At 47.3% G+C, this 18,231-nt stretch carries 13 protein-coding genes; 5 read left to right on the top strand and 8 right to left on the bottom strand.

Annotated features, from left to right (window positions below; all coding sequences use genetic code 11):
- Positions 1-9: 9 nt before the first annotated feature.
- From NQ564_RS00065 to NQ564_RS00050, 4 genes are read left to right on the top strand one after another with little or no spacing between them, the layout of a single operon-like run.
- Positions 10-1,212 (top strand): acyloxyacyl hydrolase, encoded by a 1,203-nt coding sequence (locus NQ564_RS00065; RefSeq protein WP_008152371.1) that lies wholly within the window; start codon positions 10-12, stop codon positions 1,210-1,212.
- Positions 1,213-1,265: 53 nt separating this feature from the next.
- The gene (gene mtaB, locus NQ564_RS00060) at positions 1,266-2,588 is read left to right on the top strand and encodes a tRNA (N(6)-L-threonylcarbamoyladenosine(37)-C(2))-methylthiotransferase MtaB (protein WP_008152372.1); all 1,323 of its coding nucleotides are present in this window, start codon (positions 1,266-1,268) and stop codon (positions 2,586-2,588) included.
- Between the two features lie 7 nt (positions 2,589-2,595).
- Entirely contained in the window at positions 2,596-3,504 is a 909-nt protein-coding gene (locus NQ564_RS00055; RefSeq protein ID WP_008154490.1) for a lysophospholipid acyltransferase family protein, read from the top strand.
- 24 nt (positions 3,505-3,528) lie between these two features.
- Positions 3,529-4,593, top strand: a complete 1,065-nt coding sequence (locus tag NQ564_RS00050) for a glycosyltransferase family 2 protein (RefSeq protein ID WP_008152376.1) — start codon at positions 3,529-3,531, stop codon at positions 4,591-4,593.
- A gap of 10 nt (positions 4,594-4,603) precedes the next feature.
- On the opposite strand, the gene NQ564_RS00045 is transcribed toward NQ564_RS00050, so the two are convergent.
- The 4 genes from NQ564_RS00045 to folB all read right to left on the bottom strand — a co-directional run bounded on the left by NQ564_RS00045 (position 4,604) and on the right by folB (position 9,148).
- The gene (locus NQ564_RS00045; protein ID WP_005648061.1) at positions 4,604-5,248 is read right to left on the bottom strand and encodes a MarC family protein; all 645 of its coding nucleotides are present in this window, start codon (positions 5,246-5,248) and stop codon (positions 4,604-4,606) included.
- 134 nt (positions 5,249-5,382) lie between these two features.
- On the bottom strand, positions 5,383-6,627 hold the full coding sequence (locus tag NQ564_RS00040) for a PNGase F N-terminal domain-containing protein (protein WP_008152381.1): 1,245 nt from the start codon (positions 6,625-6,627) through the stop codon (positions 5,383-5,385).
- 6 nt (positions 6,628-6,633) lie between these two features.
- Positions 6,634-8,079 (bottom strand): monomeric [FeFe] hydrogenase, encoded by a 1,446-nt coding sequence (locus NQ564_RS00035; protein ID WP_008152383.1) that lies wholly within the window; start codon positions 8,077-8,079, stop codon positions 6,634-6,636.
- A gap of 706 nt (positions 8,080-8,785) precedes the next feature.
- Positions 8,786-9,148 (bottom strand): dihydroneopterin aldolase, encoded by a 363-nt coding sequence (gene folB / locus NQ564_RS00030; RefSeq protein ID WP_008152389.1) that lies wholly within the window; start codon positions 9,146-9,148, stop codon positions 8,786-8,788.
- 135 nt (positions 9,149-9,283) lie between these two features.
- Here folB and NQ564_RS00025 point away from each other — a divergent pair, with 135 nt between their 5' ends.
- Entirely contained in the window at positions 9,284-9,640 is a 357-nt protein-coding gene (locus NQ564_RS00025; RefSeq protein WP_021863059.1) for a bactofilin family protein, read from the top strand.
- Positions 9,641-9,740: 100 nt separating this feature from the next.
- Here NQ564_RS00025 and NQ564_RS00020 read toward each other — a convergent pair whose 3' ends face one another.
- The 4 genes from NQ564_RS00020 to dnaA form a co-directional block, all read right to left on the bottom strand.
- Positions 9,741-10,994 (bottom strand): DUF6383 domain-containing protein, encoded by a 1,254-nt coding sequence (locus NQ564_RS00020; protein WP_129649689.1) that lies wholly within the window; start codon positions 10,992-10,994, stop codon positions 9,741-9,743.
- 273 nt (positions 10,995-11,267) lie between these two features.
- Complete coding sequence (locus NQ564_RS00015) at positions 11,268-13,952, bottom strand: 4-alpha-glucanotransferase (protein WP_008152397.1); 2,685 nt, start codon at positions 13,950-13,952, stop codon at positions 11,268-11,270.
- A gap of 93 nt (positions 13,953-14,045) precedes the next feature.
- Positions 14,046-16,589: an adenosylcobalamin-dependent ribonucleoside-diphosphate reductase gene (locus NQ564_RS00010; RefSeq protein WP_039848426.1), complete on the bottom strand. Its 2,544-nt coding sequence runs from the start codon at positions 16,587-16,589 to the stop codon at positions 14,046-14,048.
- Between the two features lie 253 nt (positions 16,590-16,842).
- Positions 16,843-18,231, bottom strand: a complete 1,389-nt coding sequence (dnaA, locus tag NQ564_RS00005; RefSeq protein ID WP_005637083.1) for a chromosomal replication initiator protein DnaA — start codon at positions 18,229-18,231, stop codon at positions 16,843-16,845.

Here is an 18,231-nt window from a genome sequence, read left to right as displayed (position 1 = left end):
ATCAATAGTATGAACTTGAAAGTACTCATAATAACAGGGATGTGTATACTGAGATGCACCCCTATATGTGCACAAGGGACAGGGGCGAACGACACCGTATCCCATCATCCGCTCACTCACGAGGTCGGCTTCGACTTCCGCCCCGTTTACATCATCCCCACCAATGAGTTCTTTGCAGGTGAGAATGCGACATGGCAACCTTTGCGTAAGTCCGTATCAGCGCACCTGAAATACTCTTTCCGGTTTCATCCTGAATCGCGTAACGGGAAATTATATCCGCACACCTACCAGGGAATCGGCATTTCATACCATTCTTTCTTTGACAAGGCCGAGATCGGAACTCCTGTTTCGGTATATGCCTTCCAAGGGTCACGCATAGCCCGGCTCTCCTCCCGTCTGTCACTGGATTACGAATGGAACTTCGGAGCCTCCTTCGGATGGGAAAAGTACCATCCGGGAACCAATACCTACAATTATGTCGTAGGGTCGAAGATCAATGCCTATATCAATTTGGGATTTCTGCTGAACTGGCAACTGGCGACGGGATGGCGACTAACGGCAGGCATCGACCTAAGCCATTTCTCCAACGGAAACACCCAGTACCCCAATGCAGGTGTCAATACTGTCGGGGGCAAGATAGGCTTGGTGCACACCTTCGGAGAAAATGCCGGGATGATGATGTCCGACAGGCTAACCACACAACGCATCAAACCGCACATCAGCTACGACATCGTTTTATACGGTGCCTCGAAACGGAAAGGGGTTATCAAGCCAGATGAAGCCTACCTGGCCCCCGGTTCGTTCGGTGTATTGGGATTTAATTTCAATCCCATGTATAACTTCCACAAATATTTCCGTGCCGGAGCATCGCTCGACGTACAATATGACGAAAGTGCCAACATCAAGGAATACGAGGCCGACTATAACGACCAGGCCGAACATCAGTTTTACCGTCCGCCATTCAAAGAACAATTAGCTATCGGGCTATCCGTACGAGGTGAACTGGTCATGCCGATCTTCACAATCAACGTAGGCATAGGCTACAATGTTTACCACAAATGCACCGACACACAAGGGATGTACCAAATCCTGGCATTGAAAACATCCATCACACGCGACCTGTTCCTGCACGTAGGGTACCAGTTGAGCAAATTCAAAGACCCCAACAACTTGATGTTAGGGATAGGTTACCGGTTCCACAATAAACGATAAGAATATACTATGTCCAAACATTTTCGCTAAATTTGCGCGATAATTAAAAGACAATGATTGATAAGACTGTTTTTGAGAATAAGATAGCCGCATACTATACCTTAGGATGCAAGTTGAATTTCGCCGAAACTTCGACCATAGGGAAAGTACTTGCCGAACAGGGCGTACGCAAAGCACGTCCGAGTGAAAAGGCTGATATTTGCGTCGTCAACACTTGCTCTGTGACAGAGCTTGCCGACAAGAAATGCCGCCAGGCAATCCGCCGGATCGGCAAACAACACCCGGGGGCGTTCATCGTCGTGATCGGTTGCTACGCCCAGTTGAAGCCGGAAGAGGTTTCGCATATCGAAGGAGTCGACCTCGTCTTGGGCGCCGAGCAGAAGTTAGATATACTCATGTATTTAGACGACTTGAAAAAGAAAGAAGAGGGAGGTGCCGTAATCGCTTCCCAGACGAAAGATATCCGTTCCTTCTCCCCCTCCTGCTCGGCAGACGACCGCACGCGCCATTTCCTGAAAGTACAGGACGGGTGCGATTACTTCTGCTCCTATTGCACCATCCCCTTTGCCCGCGGACGTAGCCGCAACGGGACGATTGCCAGCATGGTAAAACAGGCCGAAGAGGTCGCCGCAAGTGGGGGGAAAGAGATTGTATTGACAGGTGTCAATATCGGCGACTTCGGGAAGAGTACCGGGGAGACGTTTATCGATCTGATCCGGGCACTCGACGAGGTGGAAGGGATCGTCCGCTACCGCATCTCTTCCATCGAACCGAATCTGATCACAGACGAAGCGATCGATTTTGTGGCACATAGCAAACATTTCGCTCCCCATTTCCATATCCCGTTGCAGAGCGGAAGCGACGATGTACTGAAACTCATGCGCCGTCGTTACGACACTACCCTGTTCCGGCATAAGATCGAAAAGATCAAAGAGGTCATGCCACACGCCTTTATCGGCGTCGATGTGATTGTCGGTACGCGAGGCGAAACGGATACCTATTTCGAAGATGCCCGCACCTTTATCGAAAGCCTGGACATCAGCCAACTGCACGTATTCAGCTATTCGGAACGGCCGGGCACACAGGCACTCAAGATCGATTACGTCGTCGACCCGAAAACCAAGCATGCCCGTAGCCAGCAATTGTTGGACATATCCGACCGTAAGCTCCATACCTTCTACGAAACCCATATCGGTAAGCAGGCGAATGTCTTGTTTGAACAAACACGCAAAGGGGGTATGATGCACGGCTTCACCGAAAATTATATAAAGGTGGAAATTCCTTACGACAGTTCACTGGTAAATGAGACCCGGCAGGTCACGTTAGGCGATTGGAACGAGGACAAAACAGCGTTAGTAGTAAAGATTATTGAATAAAATCATCATGTGGAATAAAATACAATATGCGCTTATCTACAGCTGGGTAAAGGTCCATGCACTTTTGCCGATGTGGGCGCTATATATATTATCGGATATTCTCTATGTGCTGATTTATAAAATCATCAGATACAGAGTGAAGGTCGTCAGGCAAAATATGAAAGCCTCTTTCCCTGAGAAATCGGATACCGAACTGCGCCGGCTGGAACGCGAGTTCTACCACCATTTCGCCGACTATGTGGTCGAAACGATCAAGCTCGCCCACATCTCCCTCGAGGAATTGCAACGCCGGGCTTTCCTGAAAAACCCCGAACTGGTAGACAAGCTGATGGAAAAAGGACATACCTGTTTTATCCTCCTGATGGGACATTACGGCAACTGGGAATGGTTTTCCGGCTCTACCTCCCGTTTCCAGGACTCCCGCATCTACCAGATATACCGACCGCTCAGCAACCAGGCTTTCGACCGCCTGTTCATCAACTTACGAACGAAATTCGGCTCCTTCGGAATCAAAAAACAAGATACTGTGCGCGATGTCATCACCCTGAAGAAAAACAAAACCCGCTGTGTCGTGATCTTTATCGCCGACCAGACACCGAGCCGAAACAACTTGCACTATTGGACGAACTTCCTGAACCAGGATTCCTCCATCCTGACCGGCCCCGAACGCCTTGCCCGCAAACTGGATTTGCCGGTCATATTCCTCGATACGAAGCAGGTGAAACGCGGCTACTATACCGTAGATATGAAACTGGTGACCGAGACTCCCAAAGAGACGCCCGAAAACTGGATTACCGAACAATATGCCCGTCTGATGGAAAAATGTATCTTGCGCAATCCGTCGGGCTGGCTTTGGACACATAAGAGATGGAAACATAAGAGAGTTGAAAGTGGAGAATTGAAAGTTGAAAGTTAAATTACACAAAAAAGAACACACAATATGAAAACAAACGAAAACTTTCAACTTTCAACTTTCAACTTCCAACTAAACAAACGCCTTGCCGTCGTTATCCTCAACTGGAACGGCCGGGCACTGATGGAAGAATACTTGCCCTCCGTTGTCGCTTACACACCCGACGAATGGGCGGATGTAATCGTTGCCGACAACGGCTCTACTGACGATTCCATCGAGATGCTGAAAGCAAAGTTCCCTACGGTCGGTATCATCCGGCTGGACAAGAATTACGGCTTTGCCGAAGGGTATAACCAGGCATTGAAGCACATCGGGCACGAATACACGGTCTTGCTCAACAGCGATGTCGAAGTCACTCCGGGATGGCTGGATGCACCTGTCGCCGCGATGGATACCGACAAAACCATTGCCGGAGTTCAGCCCAAGATACGTGCCCTACGAAACAAGGAATATTTCGAGTATGCCGGAGCGGCAGGGGGATATATGGACCGGTACGGCTATCCATATTGCCGCGGACGTGTCCTGCATGTCGTAGAAAAAGACGCCGGACAATATGACACGCCTGCCGACCTACTTTGGGCCACAGGAGCCTGTCTGTTCGTCCAAACAGCAGTCTACAAGGAGGTCGGAGGTCTCGATGCCGGTTTCTTTGCCCACCAAGAAGAAATCGATATGTGCTGGCGACTACGTTCACGTGGCTACCGGCTGGTCTGTACGCCGTCGTCGGTCGTGTACCATGTGGGAGGTGCTACACTAAATGTCGAGAGTCCGCGTAAGACGTTCCTCAACTTCCGCAACAACCTGCTGATGTTATATAAGAATTTACCGGAAAAAGATCTGAAACATGTAATGCGTGCACGTTTCTGGCTGGACTATATTGCCGCCGCCAAGTTTCTGCTGACCGGCCATTATCCGAACGCCCGTGCCGTGTATGAGGCTCGGAAAGCATTCCATGAACTAAAACCATCTTACGAACTGGTCCGCCGTGAGAATCTTGCCAAAACAAAACTTTCCGACATCCCGGAATTACGAAAAAGGAGCCTGATCATAGACTTCTATTTACAAAGGAAAAAGAAATTTACGGAGCTGTAAGCAGAGAAGTTCAAAGGTTCGAGTGCTGCAAAATGTCGATCATGATTGGCTTAAAACCACTCACGAAACACTCTACGGCGATCACCATCAAGATCAATCCCATCAGGCGCATCATGACGTTATTACCCGTCTCGCCCATGTAGCGATTCAAACGTGTAGAAGCGCGGAGGATCAGGTAGGTGATAAAATAGATCAGTCCGATCGTCCCGATCAGGATACACTTCTTTGCCAATGTCACGGCATCATCCATCAGCATCAAGGCATTAGCGATCGCACCGGGTCCGCAGAGCATCGGGATGGCAAGGGGCGTAATGGAAATATCGTTCACATACGTCTTCACCTCCTCCTCTTTCAACTTAGCTTTCGCATAACGCGCCTGCAACATGTCGAAACCGATCGTGAAGATGATAATGCCACCCGCAATACGGAACCCGTTTGTCGAAATACCGAAGAACTTGAACAAGAACTGCCCGGAGAAAGTGAAAACCATCAGCGTCAGGAACGACACGATTGTGGCGCGGCGGACAATGGCACGACGCTGCTCCTCACTCATGCCATTCGTCATGGTCAAAAAGACAGGCATCGTACCTAACGGATTTGTCAGCGTAAAAAACGAGGTAAAACATAATAGAAAGAAAGGCAACAACGAATCCATGATAATACTCTATTTTAAATTATTAATGAATAACCTGCCAACAAGATAATATTCCTATGGACCAATGGGATACCTCAAAAGTATTTCCCTTCACTGGCATATTGGCATATGATACCTATCGGCATATTTATACTTCATTCCTCCCACACCAGATAAGCAGACACGAGCCAATGGTTCAGCTTATTCCCATCTATCTCGGCCGCTTCAGGAATACTGACCGTGAAGGTATGCTTTCCCGGCCCGATATCCGTCAAGAGAACCTCTTCAGGCATCACATCGGAACCAGGACACCAGTTGGAACGTGACAGATCGGACGATCCTAACGGTTCTTCCACTTTCTTTTCCGAATAACCATCTTTGGCGATATAAGAAGCCAATCGCTCTTTCAGCCATACACCCGTTGCCGGGTTGAAACGGCGGAAAGAGGCACAATCCGAACGCCAGGGGATGAAGTTTAACACTTCTTTCCCATCGACCGAAACGATATTGCGTTTCTCGACAAATTCATCCCCACCGGAATGGCCGCCATGACCGGTCACGATATATTTCAGCCGGACATTACGGGCACCGGCGGGAATCTCGAAGTCCGTCGACACGTCCCGACGGGCAAAGATATCCGGATAGGTCTGCCCTTCGTAATAAACCGTATTCATCAACGGCTCCACATGACGGCAGGGTAACGGATCATAGGCCAGGCCGGATTCATCTACATCGACCGTCATACTGGCAATATAGCCCTCCGTCGTCCAGGTGTCGATAAAGATACCGACATAGGCTCCTCCCTCCAAAAGCGGATACAGGTCGGTTATATCCTGTTCCCAGCTAACGCTATCTTCCCAATGGTCGATATAGACCGGCTTACGGTTATGCGTCAAGCTATCATCAGGAGCACTGAAATGTCCTACTCCGAAAGGGGTCATGAAGCGCATCAACTCGACCGTCGGTTTATAATCTTCGCCGGCAACGATCCCGACCATGTGTTCGAGCTTCGTACTATCCACCTCAGGGAACTGCTTCTCTCCCTTAGCAATGTTCAGTAGATTGATACCCGACGCCTTCGGCAAGACGAAACAGGAACCGGATTTATCCCAGCGGTCACCGTTGGAAGCAATCGTCACCTTCAATTTGACATAGACATTCCGTTCGTATTCGGGTAACATTATTTTCTTCAAGATAATACGCCCGTTCACCAAATGATAGATACTGTCCGGTCCCGGCGCATTATAAGCTCCCGGATAGATATCCGGGGCAAACCGTACAGGAGTATCATCAAACACACGTACGGTAAAATCTCCTTTCGCAGGAATTTCCCGTGGCCCGCATGCCGTCAGCAACAACATCTCCGCCAGTAAAAAGAGTAAAACAATCTTTTTCATCATTTGCGTTTAATATTTAGTAAGTTCTTTAAGCAACTGCTTCTGCCCGGCAGACCTGTCGCCATGCACACAAGGACCCGTCACACAACCGCCTTCGCAGGCCATCACTTCGATGAACTGCCCCGGAGCCTTGCCCGTTTTGGCATATGCACGCAACAAAGCAACGTTCTTCTTCGTAAGGTTAGCGACCTGAATCGTGTTGAGGTTAGCGACCTGGTCTTCTTTCAGATACACCTTCACAGCATTGATCACGCCTCCGGTCTGGGCAAATCCATGCGCCTCACGTACAGCATTGAACAAGACGGAGAACGGTTGTGCCTCTTCCACCTTTATATCCATTCCGGTCAGCACCGAGCCTATTTCTTCGAACGTAAGCGTGAAATCCACACACGGATCCATCTTCACCTCTTTCCGCTTCGCCACGCACGGGCCGACGAACACGATCTTAGCATCCGGATATTTCTCCTTCACGATCCGGGCGGTGTAGTACATCGGTGAACCGGTAGTCGAAATATATTTCTTCAAATCCGGGATATGCTTCTCGGCAAGTTGGATATAAGAAGGACAACAACTGGTCGTCATGAATGGTTGACCTTCCGCCAACTTTTCTTTCAGTTCTTCTGCTTCGCGGCGAGTCGTCTCCATCGCTCCCTGTGCCACCTCGACAACTTCGAGGAAGCCCAGCGATTTGATGGCGCCATAGACCTTCTCTACCGGAGCTGCAAACTGGGCCAGGATAGACGGGGCGACAATAGCCACCATCGGCTCTTTGTTGCGCAGACGTTGCAGGATGTCGAACACCTGGGATATCTCGAAGATCGCCCCGAAAGGACAGGCATTCACGCATTTGCCGCAATAGATACATTTGGATTCGTCGATATGTTCCACTCCGTACTCGTCCTTGCTGATCGCCTTCACCGGGCAAACTTCCTCGCAAGGGATCGGGATATACACGATGGCATGATAGGGACAGTTCTGGTGACATTTGCCGCAACTGATGCAGGTATCATGGTCGATCTCCGCCTGCCCGTTCTTTTTGAAACGGATCGCATCTTTCGGGCAGTTCATATAGCAGCTTCGAGCCACACATCCACGGCAAAGGTTCGTAATCTCATAGTTCACCTGCACACAGGACGAACAGGCTTCATCCACCACGCACATCAGGTTCTCTTTCTTGTTTTCCGAACGCAGCAATGCTTGTTTGGCGTATTCAGACAAAGGTGTCAGTTCGTCGACCTCATCCTGCATATCGAATCCGAGCAGCGGCAGTGTCTTGTATTTCCACACAGCCCGCTCCTTGTGCACACAGCAACGGCCGATGACTTTCGACTTACGAGGACTCAACTCGATAGGCAACCGGTCTATCTCTTCGAGCAGACGGTTCTCCTTCCAAAGTTTCACTAACTTCGCCAGCAATCCGTGGCGGACAATCATTACGTTGTTGGTAAATGCCATGGTGAATATATTATTTGTGCTTTATCTGGTTACAAAGATACATCGCATAGTCCCTCTTTCAAAAAAACAGGGCGAGCTAAGTAGTAATAATTAGTTAAACATAACTTTTTTACATACAAAGCATAGTTTCCGTACTCAGAAAGCGATGTTTCTCGCTTGGCGTGACAATTGATTTTCAATTAGGGTAACCACACCGAAATCATAAAGTGCCCATCTACTTTTACAACCGATACGGACAAATATATATAAGTGTTTTTACAAGAACAACCATCATACCATCATAATCTCCCATATACTACTCTAACACAATGTATTACATTTATGATAGTTACCGTTTTATACTATCATTCATCTATCATAACTATCATGGTCAAAAATAATAACATACTGTATATCAATCTACGACAAAAACAAAGAACGATCAGGAATAGGTGCAGAATATGTAAAACGGCTTCTTTTTTCACCAAGACAAGCATTTCTTTTGACAAAAACAACTTGGATAGCTACTCAAGACCCGGGTGTAAGAGGTATGGACATCCGGATGTGGGAGAGGTGCAGACCCGGATCTTCGTGGATTCCTGCCGGAGATGCAGAGAGGTTTATCTGCCATGTCAGGGACACTTTTATGCCCTGTTTTTACTTCTTATCCGACGGAAAAGGACGTTTCTTACAAATAGCCTCATTTTTGATGCGGTTGTCCTAATTTTCAAGGGTAAGTCTCGTCAAGAATGATCGAAGCGCTATGAATATCGCCTCCAAAAGGCGGGTTCAGTTTGGAGAGTTTTAACTCGATAGCTGCCAGCTGGGGAAAACGCTCCTTCAGGACATACAAAATCCGTCCTGCCACATGCTCGATCAGTTTGGAAGGGATATCCATCTGTTCTTTTACAACCTCATAAACAGCGGCATAGTTGATCGTATCGTCCAGTTCATCACTTCTTACGGCCTGTTCCAAAGGTGCCGTAAGGATCAGGTTCACAACAAAATTGTTCCCTACCTTTGTTTCCTGCGGCATTACACCGTGATAGGCATAGAATCTCATTTCCTTCAGTTCTATTCTTGTTGTCATAATTCGTTATTTTATCTGTAAATGTAAATAAAGTAAACCTTTCTGCAAAAAAATAGTCTTATATTTGCGATATACGAGGGTGAGTCCCATGAATACCGATATTTGACACCCCCTCAACAAACAATACGAAACATGATGGGAATAAAGCAAAAAGAAGAAAACACGAATGGCGGCCTGCATAATACCCTCGCCGCCGGCACAACCGTAAAAGGCGACATCGTGACGGAAACAGACTTCCGACTGGATGGAAAAATAGAAGGAAATGTGAGTTGCAACGGTAAAATCGTGATCGGCCCGAAAGGGAATGTCACAGGAAACATCGTTTCTGCAAATGCCGAAATATTGGGAGAAGTGGAAGGTTCCATACACGTCAGTGCCAAACTTGTCCTAAAAGCGACCGCCGTCATCAAAGGCGATATATTCGCCCAAACGCTGGAAATCGAACCGAATGCCCGCTTCAACGGGGTTTGCAAGATGTCAGGGGAAAAATAACGACAATTTCTTTTTCCAATACATAAATAAAGCCACAGAAGTAGGGAGTTTTCCTCTCCACAACTCTATGGCTTTTTATTTTATATCCGGACAATCCCTCTTAGCGCAACAAAACTTTCACACATGTCCCATCTTCCAAGACAACAATATAGATGCCCTCAGACAGGCCGGTTATTTCGCTATAGCCATCCGATAGACAAGCGGAGCGAACCGTCTGCCCAGCAATATTGACTACGCGTACTTTCATCGATTCGGATGTCGTGATACAGATACGCCCATCGATCGCCTGTATGCGGTTTTCTCCCGTCACTATGGTTTCCGTAGTCGTCGGATCATCGCCGAGAGAGACTTCCACGGCCGAACTACTATCGAATGTCGGAACAGACAACTTATCGTCCGCGAGGTTCGCCTTGCCGTCCCAAGGAAAGTCTTCGCCATTATTCGGGTTGGTGAAGAGCTTCTCGTTGATGGTAGTCACGAAGTCAGCAGCCGATAGAGCCTTAGCAAGCATACCGGAACCAGTACCTTCCAGATAATAGCAGTCGATAATGGGGAGCGGCTCTTCCTCTCCAGAGCGGAGGAGGCTTTCACTATAATCTTCACCCGAAATCGCGCCACCGGTCACTTTGCCCATATTGTAGCAGTTATAGACGCTCGCATCGCTACCAATATATCCGGTGATGCCACCTGCCATACCCGCCGGATCAATAACCGTCCCGGCGTTATAGCTGTTCGAGACGCTACTGATCTTGCGCATACCACCGGTCAGTCCACCGATGCTTCCTTCTTCCGTCCCAGTGACAGTAGCGGTGCTAAAGCAGTTCTCAATGCGCCCGTAGCTGAGCATCCCGCTGATGGCACCGGTATATTCCTGCCCGTCATCGGCTTTGGAGGTGACCGTGCCACCGACTATACCGAGGTTCTTCACCACACCCCAAGCGACATAGCCGAACAGCCCGTACGACTGCCTCCCGTCGATCGGCTGGACGTTCAGTCCCTTGATGACATGTCCCTGCCCATCGAAGTAGCCTCCAAAACGGATTTCATCAGGCTCCTCACCATTGTTATACTCACCGATCGGCGTCCAAGATTCGCCACCGAGATCGATGTCGGCCATCAGTTTGGCGTTGAGCCGGACAATCGTTTCGTCATCCATGTTGATCTGACCGTCACCATTAGTGTCCACTTGTTTGTGCTCGGAAGCATTCACCTGGTCCCGAAACCATCTCAGATGTTCCGCATTCTCTATCAAATAATACCCATTCTCGTCCTGCGAGGGTTGAGTTTGCCCGAAGGCCGAAAAAGTCGGCACCATAAATAAGGCAAAACAATAAAAGTAAAGTTTGTTCATCATATATTATAAAGTTTAAATTAGTAATATTCGGTTTGTACCAATTATATATTTCTTCCGTACACATTATAATTAAGGAATGGATAGCCGGCGCCTCAAAAAAAGCCGGCTATCCCCTTCATATATGAAGGGAGCTACGGATACTTTTTTCGTTTAAACCTACCTTTATACCTTGCAATGAGACAAATATATATAAAAAACAACAGAGGAGCACTCTATTTCTCTATTTTTTCAGAAAATAGTGTGCCCCTCCACAGATATATAACGGCAGATTGCCTATTTTCTTCCTGAACCCTTAATCAGTTCCGTAATCTTGTTATTCAGACTATCTGCCTCGATCAGTTTCTCCAACGTGATGTGCATCCTGTAGCGCCAGTAGTGGTTTGAATCGGACGGGACATTGATGCGTTCCGCTTCGTAGTCTTTCCGCTTGACGGAGTCGTCCATTGCAAACCAGTCCTGCATAGGGATAATGGTCAGCATCGAGGTGGTTGCCAGATGGTTGGAAACGATCTGTGTCGCCAAATCTGCCGTACATTCTTCCGGAGCATCACCGGTATGCCCCAGCACATTGTTATAATAACGCTGTATCTTGGCACGGTCCTCTTTCCACCAGCTACGAAGCGGTGTCATATCGTGGGTGGATGTCGTACAAACCGAATGATAAGGCAGGTTATACAAATCCGAGAATTCGCGTTGCGGAGTCTTGGGCATACGTTCTATTTCCAGGCTGAATATCTGCAACTTGTTCATCACATCGGGAACGGATTCCGGAATCATCCCCAAATCTTCGCCGCACACTAGCATGTCCGTGCTACCAACCAACGGGGTCAGGCGGTTAAAGGCTTGCGCCTTCCAGAATTCGTTATGACGGTGATAGAAAAAATTCCAATATAGTTGGTCGAAAGCATATCGGTCGGAAGCGCTCAACTCGCGATACAAATAGGACTGGTTGGCCGAAATGCGAGGGTGGAACTTATCCGGTTCACGCGGATCGCGCAGGAACAGCACTTCATTGGCGATGGCAAACAGTCCTTTCTTTATCCGAAGGGATACCTCGTCCGTCTTTCCGGCAAACAGAGCTTCCACCTTGCGTTGCGTATCACAATAAGGTTTCAACACAAAATGCCGTGATGACGACTGGGCCAAGAACGTACCTATCACCTCTTCCGTCCGGTCACCAAACAATTCAGGCAAAAACTCACGGTTGATATGCGGAGTAGTCAAGCGGGCTTCATCAAAACCCAAGCCATACTGTTCGATTTCATTCGGGGTAAGTGGCAAAGCGGGGTTGAAATGTCCGCAAAGTCCCTGAACATAATCCAACGGCACTTCCCAGATACGGAAAAAGCCTAAGATATGATCGATACGGAAGCAATCGAAATAGTCTTCCAGCTTGCCGAAACGTTTCCTCCACCAAGAAAAATTATCTTTCTCCATCGTATCCCAATTATAAGTCGGGAATCCCCAGTTCTGACCGTTTACGGAGAAATCGTCGGGCGGAGCACCAGCCTGGCCATCCATATTGAAGTATTTCGGTTCCATCCATGCCTCGACACTCGTACGGTTCACCCCTATAGGCAAATCGCCTTTCAACACGATCCCGTTCTTGCGGGCATAATCGGAAACACCCTTAAACTGCGTATGCAAGATATATTGCAAGAAATACAGGAACGATATTTCCGGATATGCCTTGCCCTCCACGGAACAAAGTTCACGGATGTTATTCTTGTCGAATACGGAGTTTTCTTTCCATTGTGTAAAGTCGGAAGTCCGGTACGTGTCACGCAGGTAACAATAGGCGGCATAGGGCATCAGCCAGGACTCGTTCTGTGCGAAAAACTCCTGATATTCGGGAGTGGACAAAATAGCTTTCCCCTCCTGCCTGAAGTATTCCCGGCAATATTCCAGTTTATATCGAACCACCTGCTCGTAATCGACGGCATCCAAGCCATTCAACTCTGCCTGTTTCCGGGCAAAAAAGGCTGCCTTTTCCGAATCGGCCAATTCTCCCAGATCGGGCAAGCTGATATACATCGGATGAAGAGCATAAATTGAAATAGCGCTATAAGGATACGAATCGGTACGGGTATGCGTCGTCGTCGTATCATTCATAGGAAGTACCTGGATAATACGTTGGCGCGTTTTTCTGACCCAATCCACCAAGATGCGCAAATCCCCCAGGTCGCCGACTCCGAAGCTCTTTTCCGAACGTAAAGAAAAGACCGGAATCACCGAACCGGCACACCGCCACAAAGGCAAATTATCACGAAAATAAAGACCCGAAACGATCGCCGTCTCTCCCACCTGTTGCGGAGGCAGATTCAAGACACGGTTCTCATCTTCTTCCCAATATAAAGGTTGTTGCTGATCATCGCAGATCAGAAACTTATATTCCAACGGGTAGGTAATCTCACCCGCATCCAAATCTATATGCCAGACAGGAAAGGTGTCGCAGCTCAATATCAACGCTTTATCAGGATGCCAATTACCCAGGCACTCCTGATTGCCGGTGATAGCCACGCGCTGGTTCTTTTCGACACGCGGGACAGATATCTTGATCGTAAGCCTCTTACCGCTCTTTACCACCCGTTCATGCGTATTACACGGATGTGCAAACAGACTTTTAGTAAATGCAGAGGAATAAAAGGCCAGATTGGCAGGACGAACCTGCCAATAATCATATAACGTATATTGATCTGCCTGACCGATAAAGAATACCTGATGGTTCTTTTCCCATTCCTCGAATATCTGCCTATCGTTTACACTCAGGAAATATCTGTATTCTATATCCTTGACAGGGGAGGTCACTTCCAACTCAAGCTGCCAGTTTCCATCCCCCTTATAACTCATTTCTTTTGCCAAAGCCGGCTCCCAGGAACCCAGCTCAGGAATCGACCCTACAACACATAACTTCTGCCCCCAAACGGTATGGAAGTTGATATTAAAGGTGACTTTCATGGTATCTTTTATATTTATGATTTATGATTTATGATTTTTGATTTATGATGTACGCGTCAACGATAAATCATAAATCATACATCATAAATTTTTTCATCCGCATCTTGAAGCGCCACAATTAGTACAGATCAGACAGCCTTCCTGGTAGACCAGTGTTTCATGTCCACAATTCGGACATTTCTGCCCTTTTGCCTCCGTACCGTTCGGCAAATATTTCTTCAAAGCGCGTTCCACACCGTTCTTCCAGGTGTTGATAGATTCGTTATTCAACTCCATGCCTTGAACCAACTTGATCACCTGGTCGATCGGCATACCGTAGCGCAAGACACCAGAGATCAGCTTAGCATAGTTCCAAAACTCTGGATCAAACTTACCATCCAGGCCTTCGATCGTCATCTTGTAACCACGCTTATTTTTGAACTGGAAGTCGTAATGCTTCTGACCGTCCTCATCATAACTCTTGATAATACTACCTTTCGACACGTTCTTTGGCAACATGATACCCTCTTCGTCATCGGCAAGACCGGTAAAGATTTCATACGGGCGACCATTCAGCAAACCGACAAACGCGATCCACTTCTCACGGTTGTTCTGGAACTTCACCACATCAGCTTCCAATTCGCGCGGACGGGTAGCTACGATAACTGGCGGCTGCATACAATTGCAATCCTCTTTTTTCTTCTTCTTGTTATCCGTAGACAACAATACACCTGAACGGGAACCGTCACGGTAAACCGTACAGCCCTTGCAACCACACCTCCAGGCTTCCACATACAGGGAGTTCACAAGATCTTCCGTCACATCAGCCGGCAGGTTGATTGTCACGCTGATGGAGTGGTCCACCCACTTCTGGATACGTCCCTGCATACGGACTTTCTGCAACCAATCTACATCGTTTGACGTTGCTTTATAGTAAGGAGACTTAGCAACCAATTCTTCCACTTCTTCCTGTGTATATTTCTTGGAAGCAGAGAAGCCGTTAGCCAACATCCAGGTTACGAATTTATGATGGAATACGATATATTCTTCGAATGCGTCACCCGTTTCGTCTACAAAGTCGACACGAGCTTCCGCATCGTTCGGGTTCACCTTACGGCGGCGGCGGTATACGGGCAGGAATACCGGTTCGATACCCGAAGTAGTCTGTGTCATCAAACTGGTCGTTCCGGTCGGTGCGATTGTCAGACAAGCGATATTACGACGGCCGTATTTCACCATGTCGTCATACAGCTCCGGATCTGCTTCACGCAGACGGTTAATAAACGGATTCTTCTCTTCACGCTTTGCATCATAGATATCGAATGCACCACGTTCTTTGGCCATCTCCACAGAAGAACGATAGGCCGCCAGTGCCAGCATTTTCTGAACCTTCTCTGCAAATACCGTCGCTTCTTCCGTGCCGTAGCGTAATCCTAAGGCGGCAATCATATCGCCTTCGGCAGTGATGCCCACACCGGTACGACGTCCCTGCAAAGTCTTTTTCTGGATCTTCTCCCACAGATGACGTTCGCTCTGTTTCACTTCCAATGATTCAGGATCGGTATCGATCTTCTCCAGGATCTTTTCAATCTTTTCTGATTCCAGGTCGATGATATCGTCCATGATGCGTTGTGCCAAGATAACATGCTTCCGGAACAGGTCAAAGTCGAAATAAGCCTCTTTTGTGAAAGGATTGACAACATACGAATATAAGTTGATCGCCAACAGGCGGCAGCTATCATACGGACACAGAGGAATCTCACCGCAAGGGTTGGTTGAAACCGTACGGAATCCGAGATCTGCATACGAATCGGGAACAGACTCTTTCAAGATCGTATCCCAGAAAAGCACGCCTGGTTCAGCCGACTTCCATGCATTATGAATGATTTTCTTCCAAAGTTCGGCCGCATTGATTTCCTTCACATTTGTGGGTTCCGATGAATCGATCGGATATTGTTGTTTATAAGGAGTTCCGTTGACTACGGCCTGCATAAATTCGTCATCGATCTTCACAGAGACGTTAGCCCCTGTTACCTTTCCTTCCGTCATCTTGGCATCGATAAACGATTCTGAATCCGGATGCTTGATAGAAACACTAAGCATCAAGGCACCACGACGGCCATCCTGGGCCACTTCGCGGGTTGAATTTGAGTAACGTTCCATAAAAGGAACCAATCCGGTCGATGTCAACGCCGAGTTCTTAACAGGAGATCCTTTCGGACGAATATGTGATAAATCGTGACCAACACCGCCACGACGTTTCATCAACTGCACTTGTTCCTCATCAATTCGAATAATCGCACCATATGAATCGGCATCTCCATCCAATCCGATTACAAAACAGTTAGAGAGTGAGGCAATTTGAAAATCATTGCCAATTCCCGTCATCGGGCTTCCTTGCGGCACGATGTAACGGAAATGATCAAACAGGTTAAAAAGTTCCTCCTCCGACAACGGGTTAGGATACTTCTTTTCTACACGGGCAATTTCACTTGCCAAACGATGATGCATATCTACAGGAGACTCCTCATAGATATTCCCGAATGCATCCTTCAAGGCATACTTATTTACCCATACTTTTGCGGCCAATTCGTCGCCGGTAAAGTAGTCCAGTGAAGCTTTAAAGGCTTCATCGAAGGTGTAAGTTTTACGATTCACGATTGTTTTAAGTTTAATGATGTGCAAGTTTAAGCATAGTTTACGGATTAGCCAAATTATTCAACAAAGAAAATATACATTGTTGACAAGTTTCCCTTTTCACAAATAAACCATGTTATTTATCAACAGCTTATCCATTCTTTTAGTTTAAAAAGTTTTCCAAAAAGAAAACCGATCACACAACATGGTTTTCCAAAAACAGAAAAAGGACACAACCCTGAGGCGTATCCTTTCATATAAATATCTCATTAAATCAAGCTTTGAGCAAAGCCTCGATCTCTTCTACCGAAGAACGGAAAGATTTATTCGTTTCGATCTGATCCCTTACCGTCTTGCAGGCATGCAGAACAGTTGCATGGTCACGCTTTCCGACGATCTTCCCGATATGAGAGAAAGAACTGTCGGTATACTTCTTCGCCAGGTACATCGTAACCTGACGTGCCTGCACAATTTCCCGCTTGCGCGAGTTGGTCTGGATAGCGGCCAGTTCCAGGTTATAGTATTTACAGACTACATCCTGAATAGATTCCACAGACACTTGCTTCTTTTCCAATTTCACGACACGGCTCACCACCTGCTTAGTCAAAGGCAGGTCAATCATCCGGTTGAAAGCCGTAGAATAAGCCAGTAAGGATGCAACGATACCTTCCACATCGCGTACATTCTCCGTCACATTGCTTGCAATAAAATTGAACACATCATCCGGAATCACCACACCATCGTGACTGATCTTATTTTTCAGGATTTTCTTGCGTAAATCCAGATCCGGGCGATCCAGCTCTGCCGTCAACCCCCATTTCAAGCGGGTGATCAAACGTTCCTCCATTCCCTGCAAATCGACAGGAGCTTTATCGGAAGTCAGGATCAATTGCTTGCCCAGTAAATGCAAGTGATTGAATATATGGAAAAATGTATTCTGTGTCTTATCTTTCCCGATCAGTTCTTGGATATCGTCCAAAATCAACACATCCACTCCCTGATAGAAATACATGAAATCATTTGTCGTATTTTTCCGGATAGCTTCCGTATATTGTACGGTAAAAAGATGGGCTGATATATACAACACTTTCTTTTCCGGGTGAATTTCCTGAATTCGGTTACCAATCGCATGGCATAAGTGTGTTTTTCCCACACCGGACGCCCCGAACACAAACATCGGGTTAAAGGTCTTTCCCGGTTCCTGTGCGATAGCCTCGCTCGAAGAACGGACCAGACGATTGCTTGTTCCTTCAAAATAATTGTCGAAGTTGTATTTAGGGTTCAAATGAGAATCCCAATCCTGACGGGCTTTAGACTCGAATAGCGAAGGGATATCCGCACTTTTCTTACCGGTACGGGGAGCGTCATTACCGGTAGGTAAAGTAATCATGCCATCTTCTTTCACCTTATCAACGACCTTGATACGATAGTTCAATATCGTACCCTGTCCTATCACACGATATAAAGTAACTTTCAATACGTTCACATACTTCTCTTCCAGATACTCGTAAAAGAACTGGCTGGGTACTTGAATCGTAAATTTATTATCCTCGTATGATAATGGTATGATAGGCTTGAACCATGTGTTAAAAGCGGCCTCAGGGACAATGTCCTTAATGACTGCGAGGCATTTATTCCACAAAGTTTGATATTCAGTCTGCAT

The organism is Parabacteroides johnsonii DSM 18315, assembly GCF_025151045.1.
Lineage (GTDB): Bacteria > Bacteroidota > Bacteroidia > Bacteroidales > Tannerellaceae > Parabacteroides > Parabacteroides johnsonii.
The sequence above is the reverse complement of the archived record's forward strand: the minus strand, read 5'-3'. Positions and strand labels throughout refer to the sequence as shown.

What these genes read in the sequence shown, in the direction of transcription:
- dnaA (WP_005637083.1), bottom strand. Translation starts at nt 18,231, where the DNA reads ATGCAGACTGAATATCAAACTTTGTGGAATAAATGCCTCGCAGTCATT.
- NQ564_RS00045 (WP_005648061.1), bottom strand. Translation starts at nt 5,248, where the DNA reads ATGGATTCGTTGTTGCCTTTCTTTCTATTATGTTTTACCTCGTTTTTT.
- NQ564_RS00020 (WP_129649689.1), bottom strand. Translation starts at nt 10,994, where the DNA reads ATGATGAACAAACTTTACTTTTATTGTTTTGCCTTATTTATGGTGCCG.
- NQ564_RS00035 (WP_008152383.1), bottom strand. Translation starts at nt 8,079, where the DNA reads ATGGCATTTACCAACAACGTAATGATTGTCCGCCACGGATTGCTGGCG.
- mtaB (WP_008152372.1), top strand. Translation starts at nt 1,266, where the DNA reads ATGATTGATAAGACTGTTTTTGAGAATAAGATAGCCGCATACTATACC.
- NQ564_RS00065 (WP_008152371.1), top strand. Translation starts at nt 10, where the DNA reads ATGAACTTGAAAGTACTCATAATAACAGGGATGTGTATACTGAGATGC.
- NQ564_RS00040 (WP_008152381.1), bottom strand. Translation starts at nt 6,627, where the DNA reads ATGATGAAAAAGATTGTTTTACTCTTTTTACTGGCGGAGATGTTGTTG.
- NQ564_RS00015 (WP_008152397.1), bottom strand. Translation starts at nt 13,952, where the DNA reads ATGAAAGTCACCTTTAATATCAACTTCCATACCGTTTGGGGGCAGAAG.
- NQ564_RS00050 (WP_008152376.1), top strand. Translation starts at nt 3,529, where the DNA reads ATGAAAACAAACGAAAACTTTCAACTTTCAACTTTCAACTTCCAACTA.
- NQ564_RS00025 (WP_021863059.1), top strand. Translation starts at nt 9,284, where the DNA reads ATGGGAATAAAGCAAAAAGAAGAAAACACGAATGGCGGCCTGCATAAT.
- NQ564_RS00055 (WP_008154490.1), top strand. Translation starts at nt 2,596, where the DNA reads ATGTGGAATAAAATACAATATGCGCTTATCTACAGCTGGGTAAAGGTC.
- folB (WP_008152389.1), bottom strand. Translation starts at nt 9,148, where the DNA reads ATGACAACAAGAATAGAACTGAAGGAAATGAGATTCTATGCCTATCAC.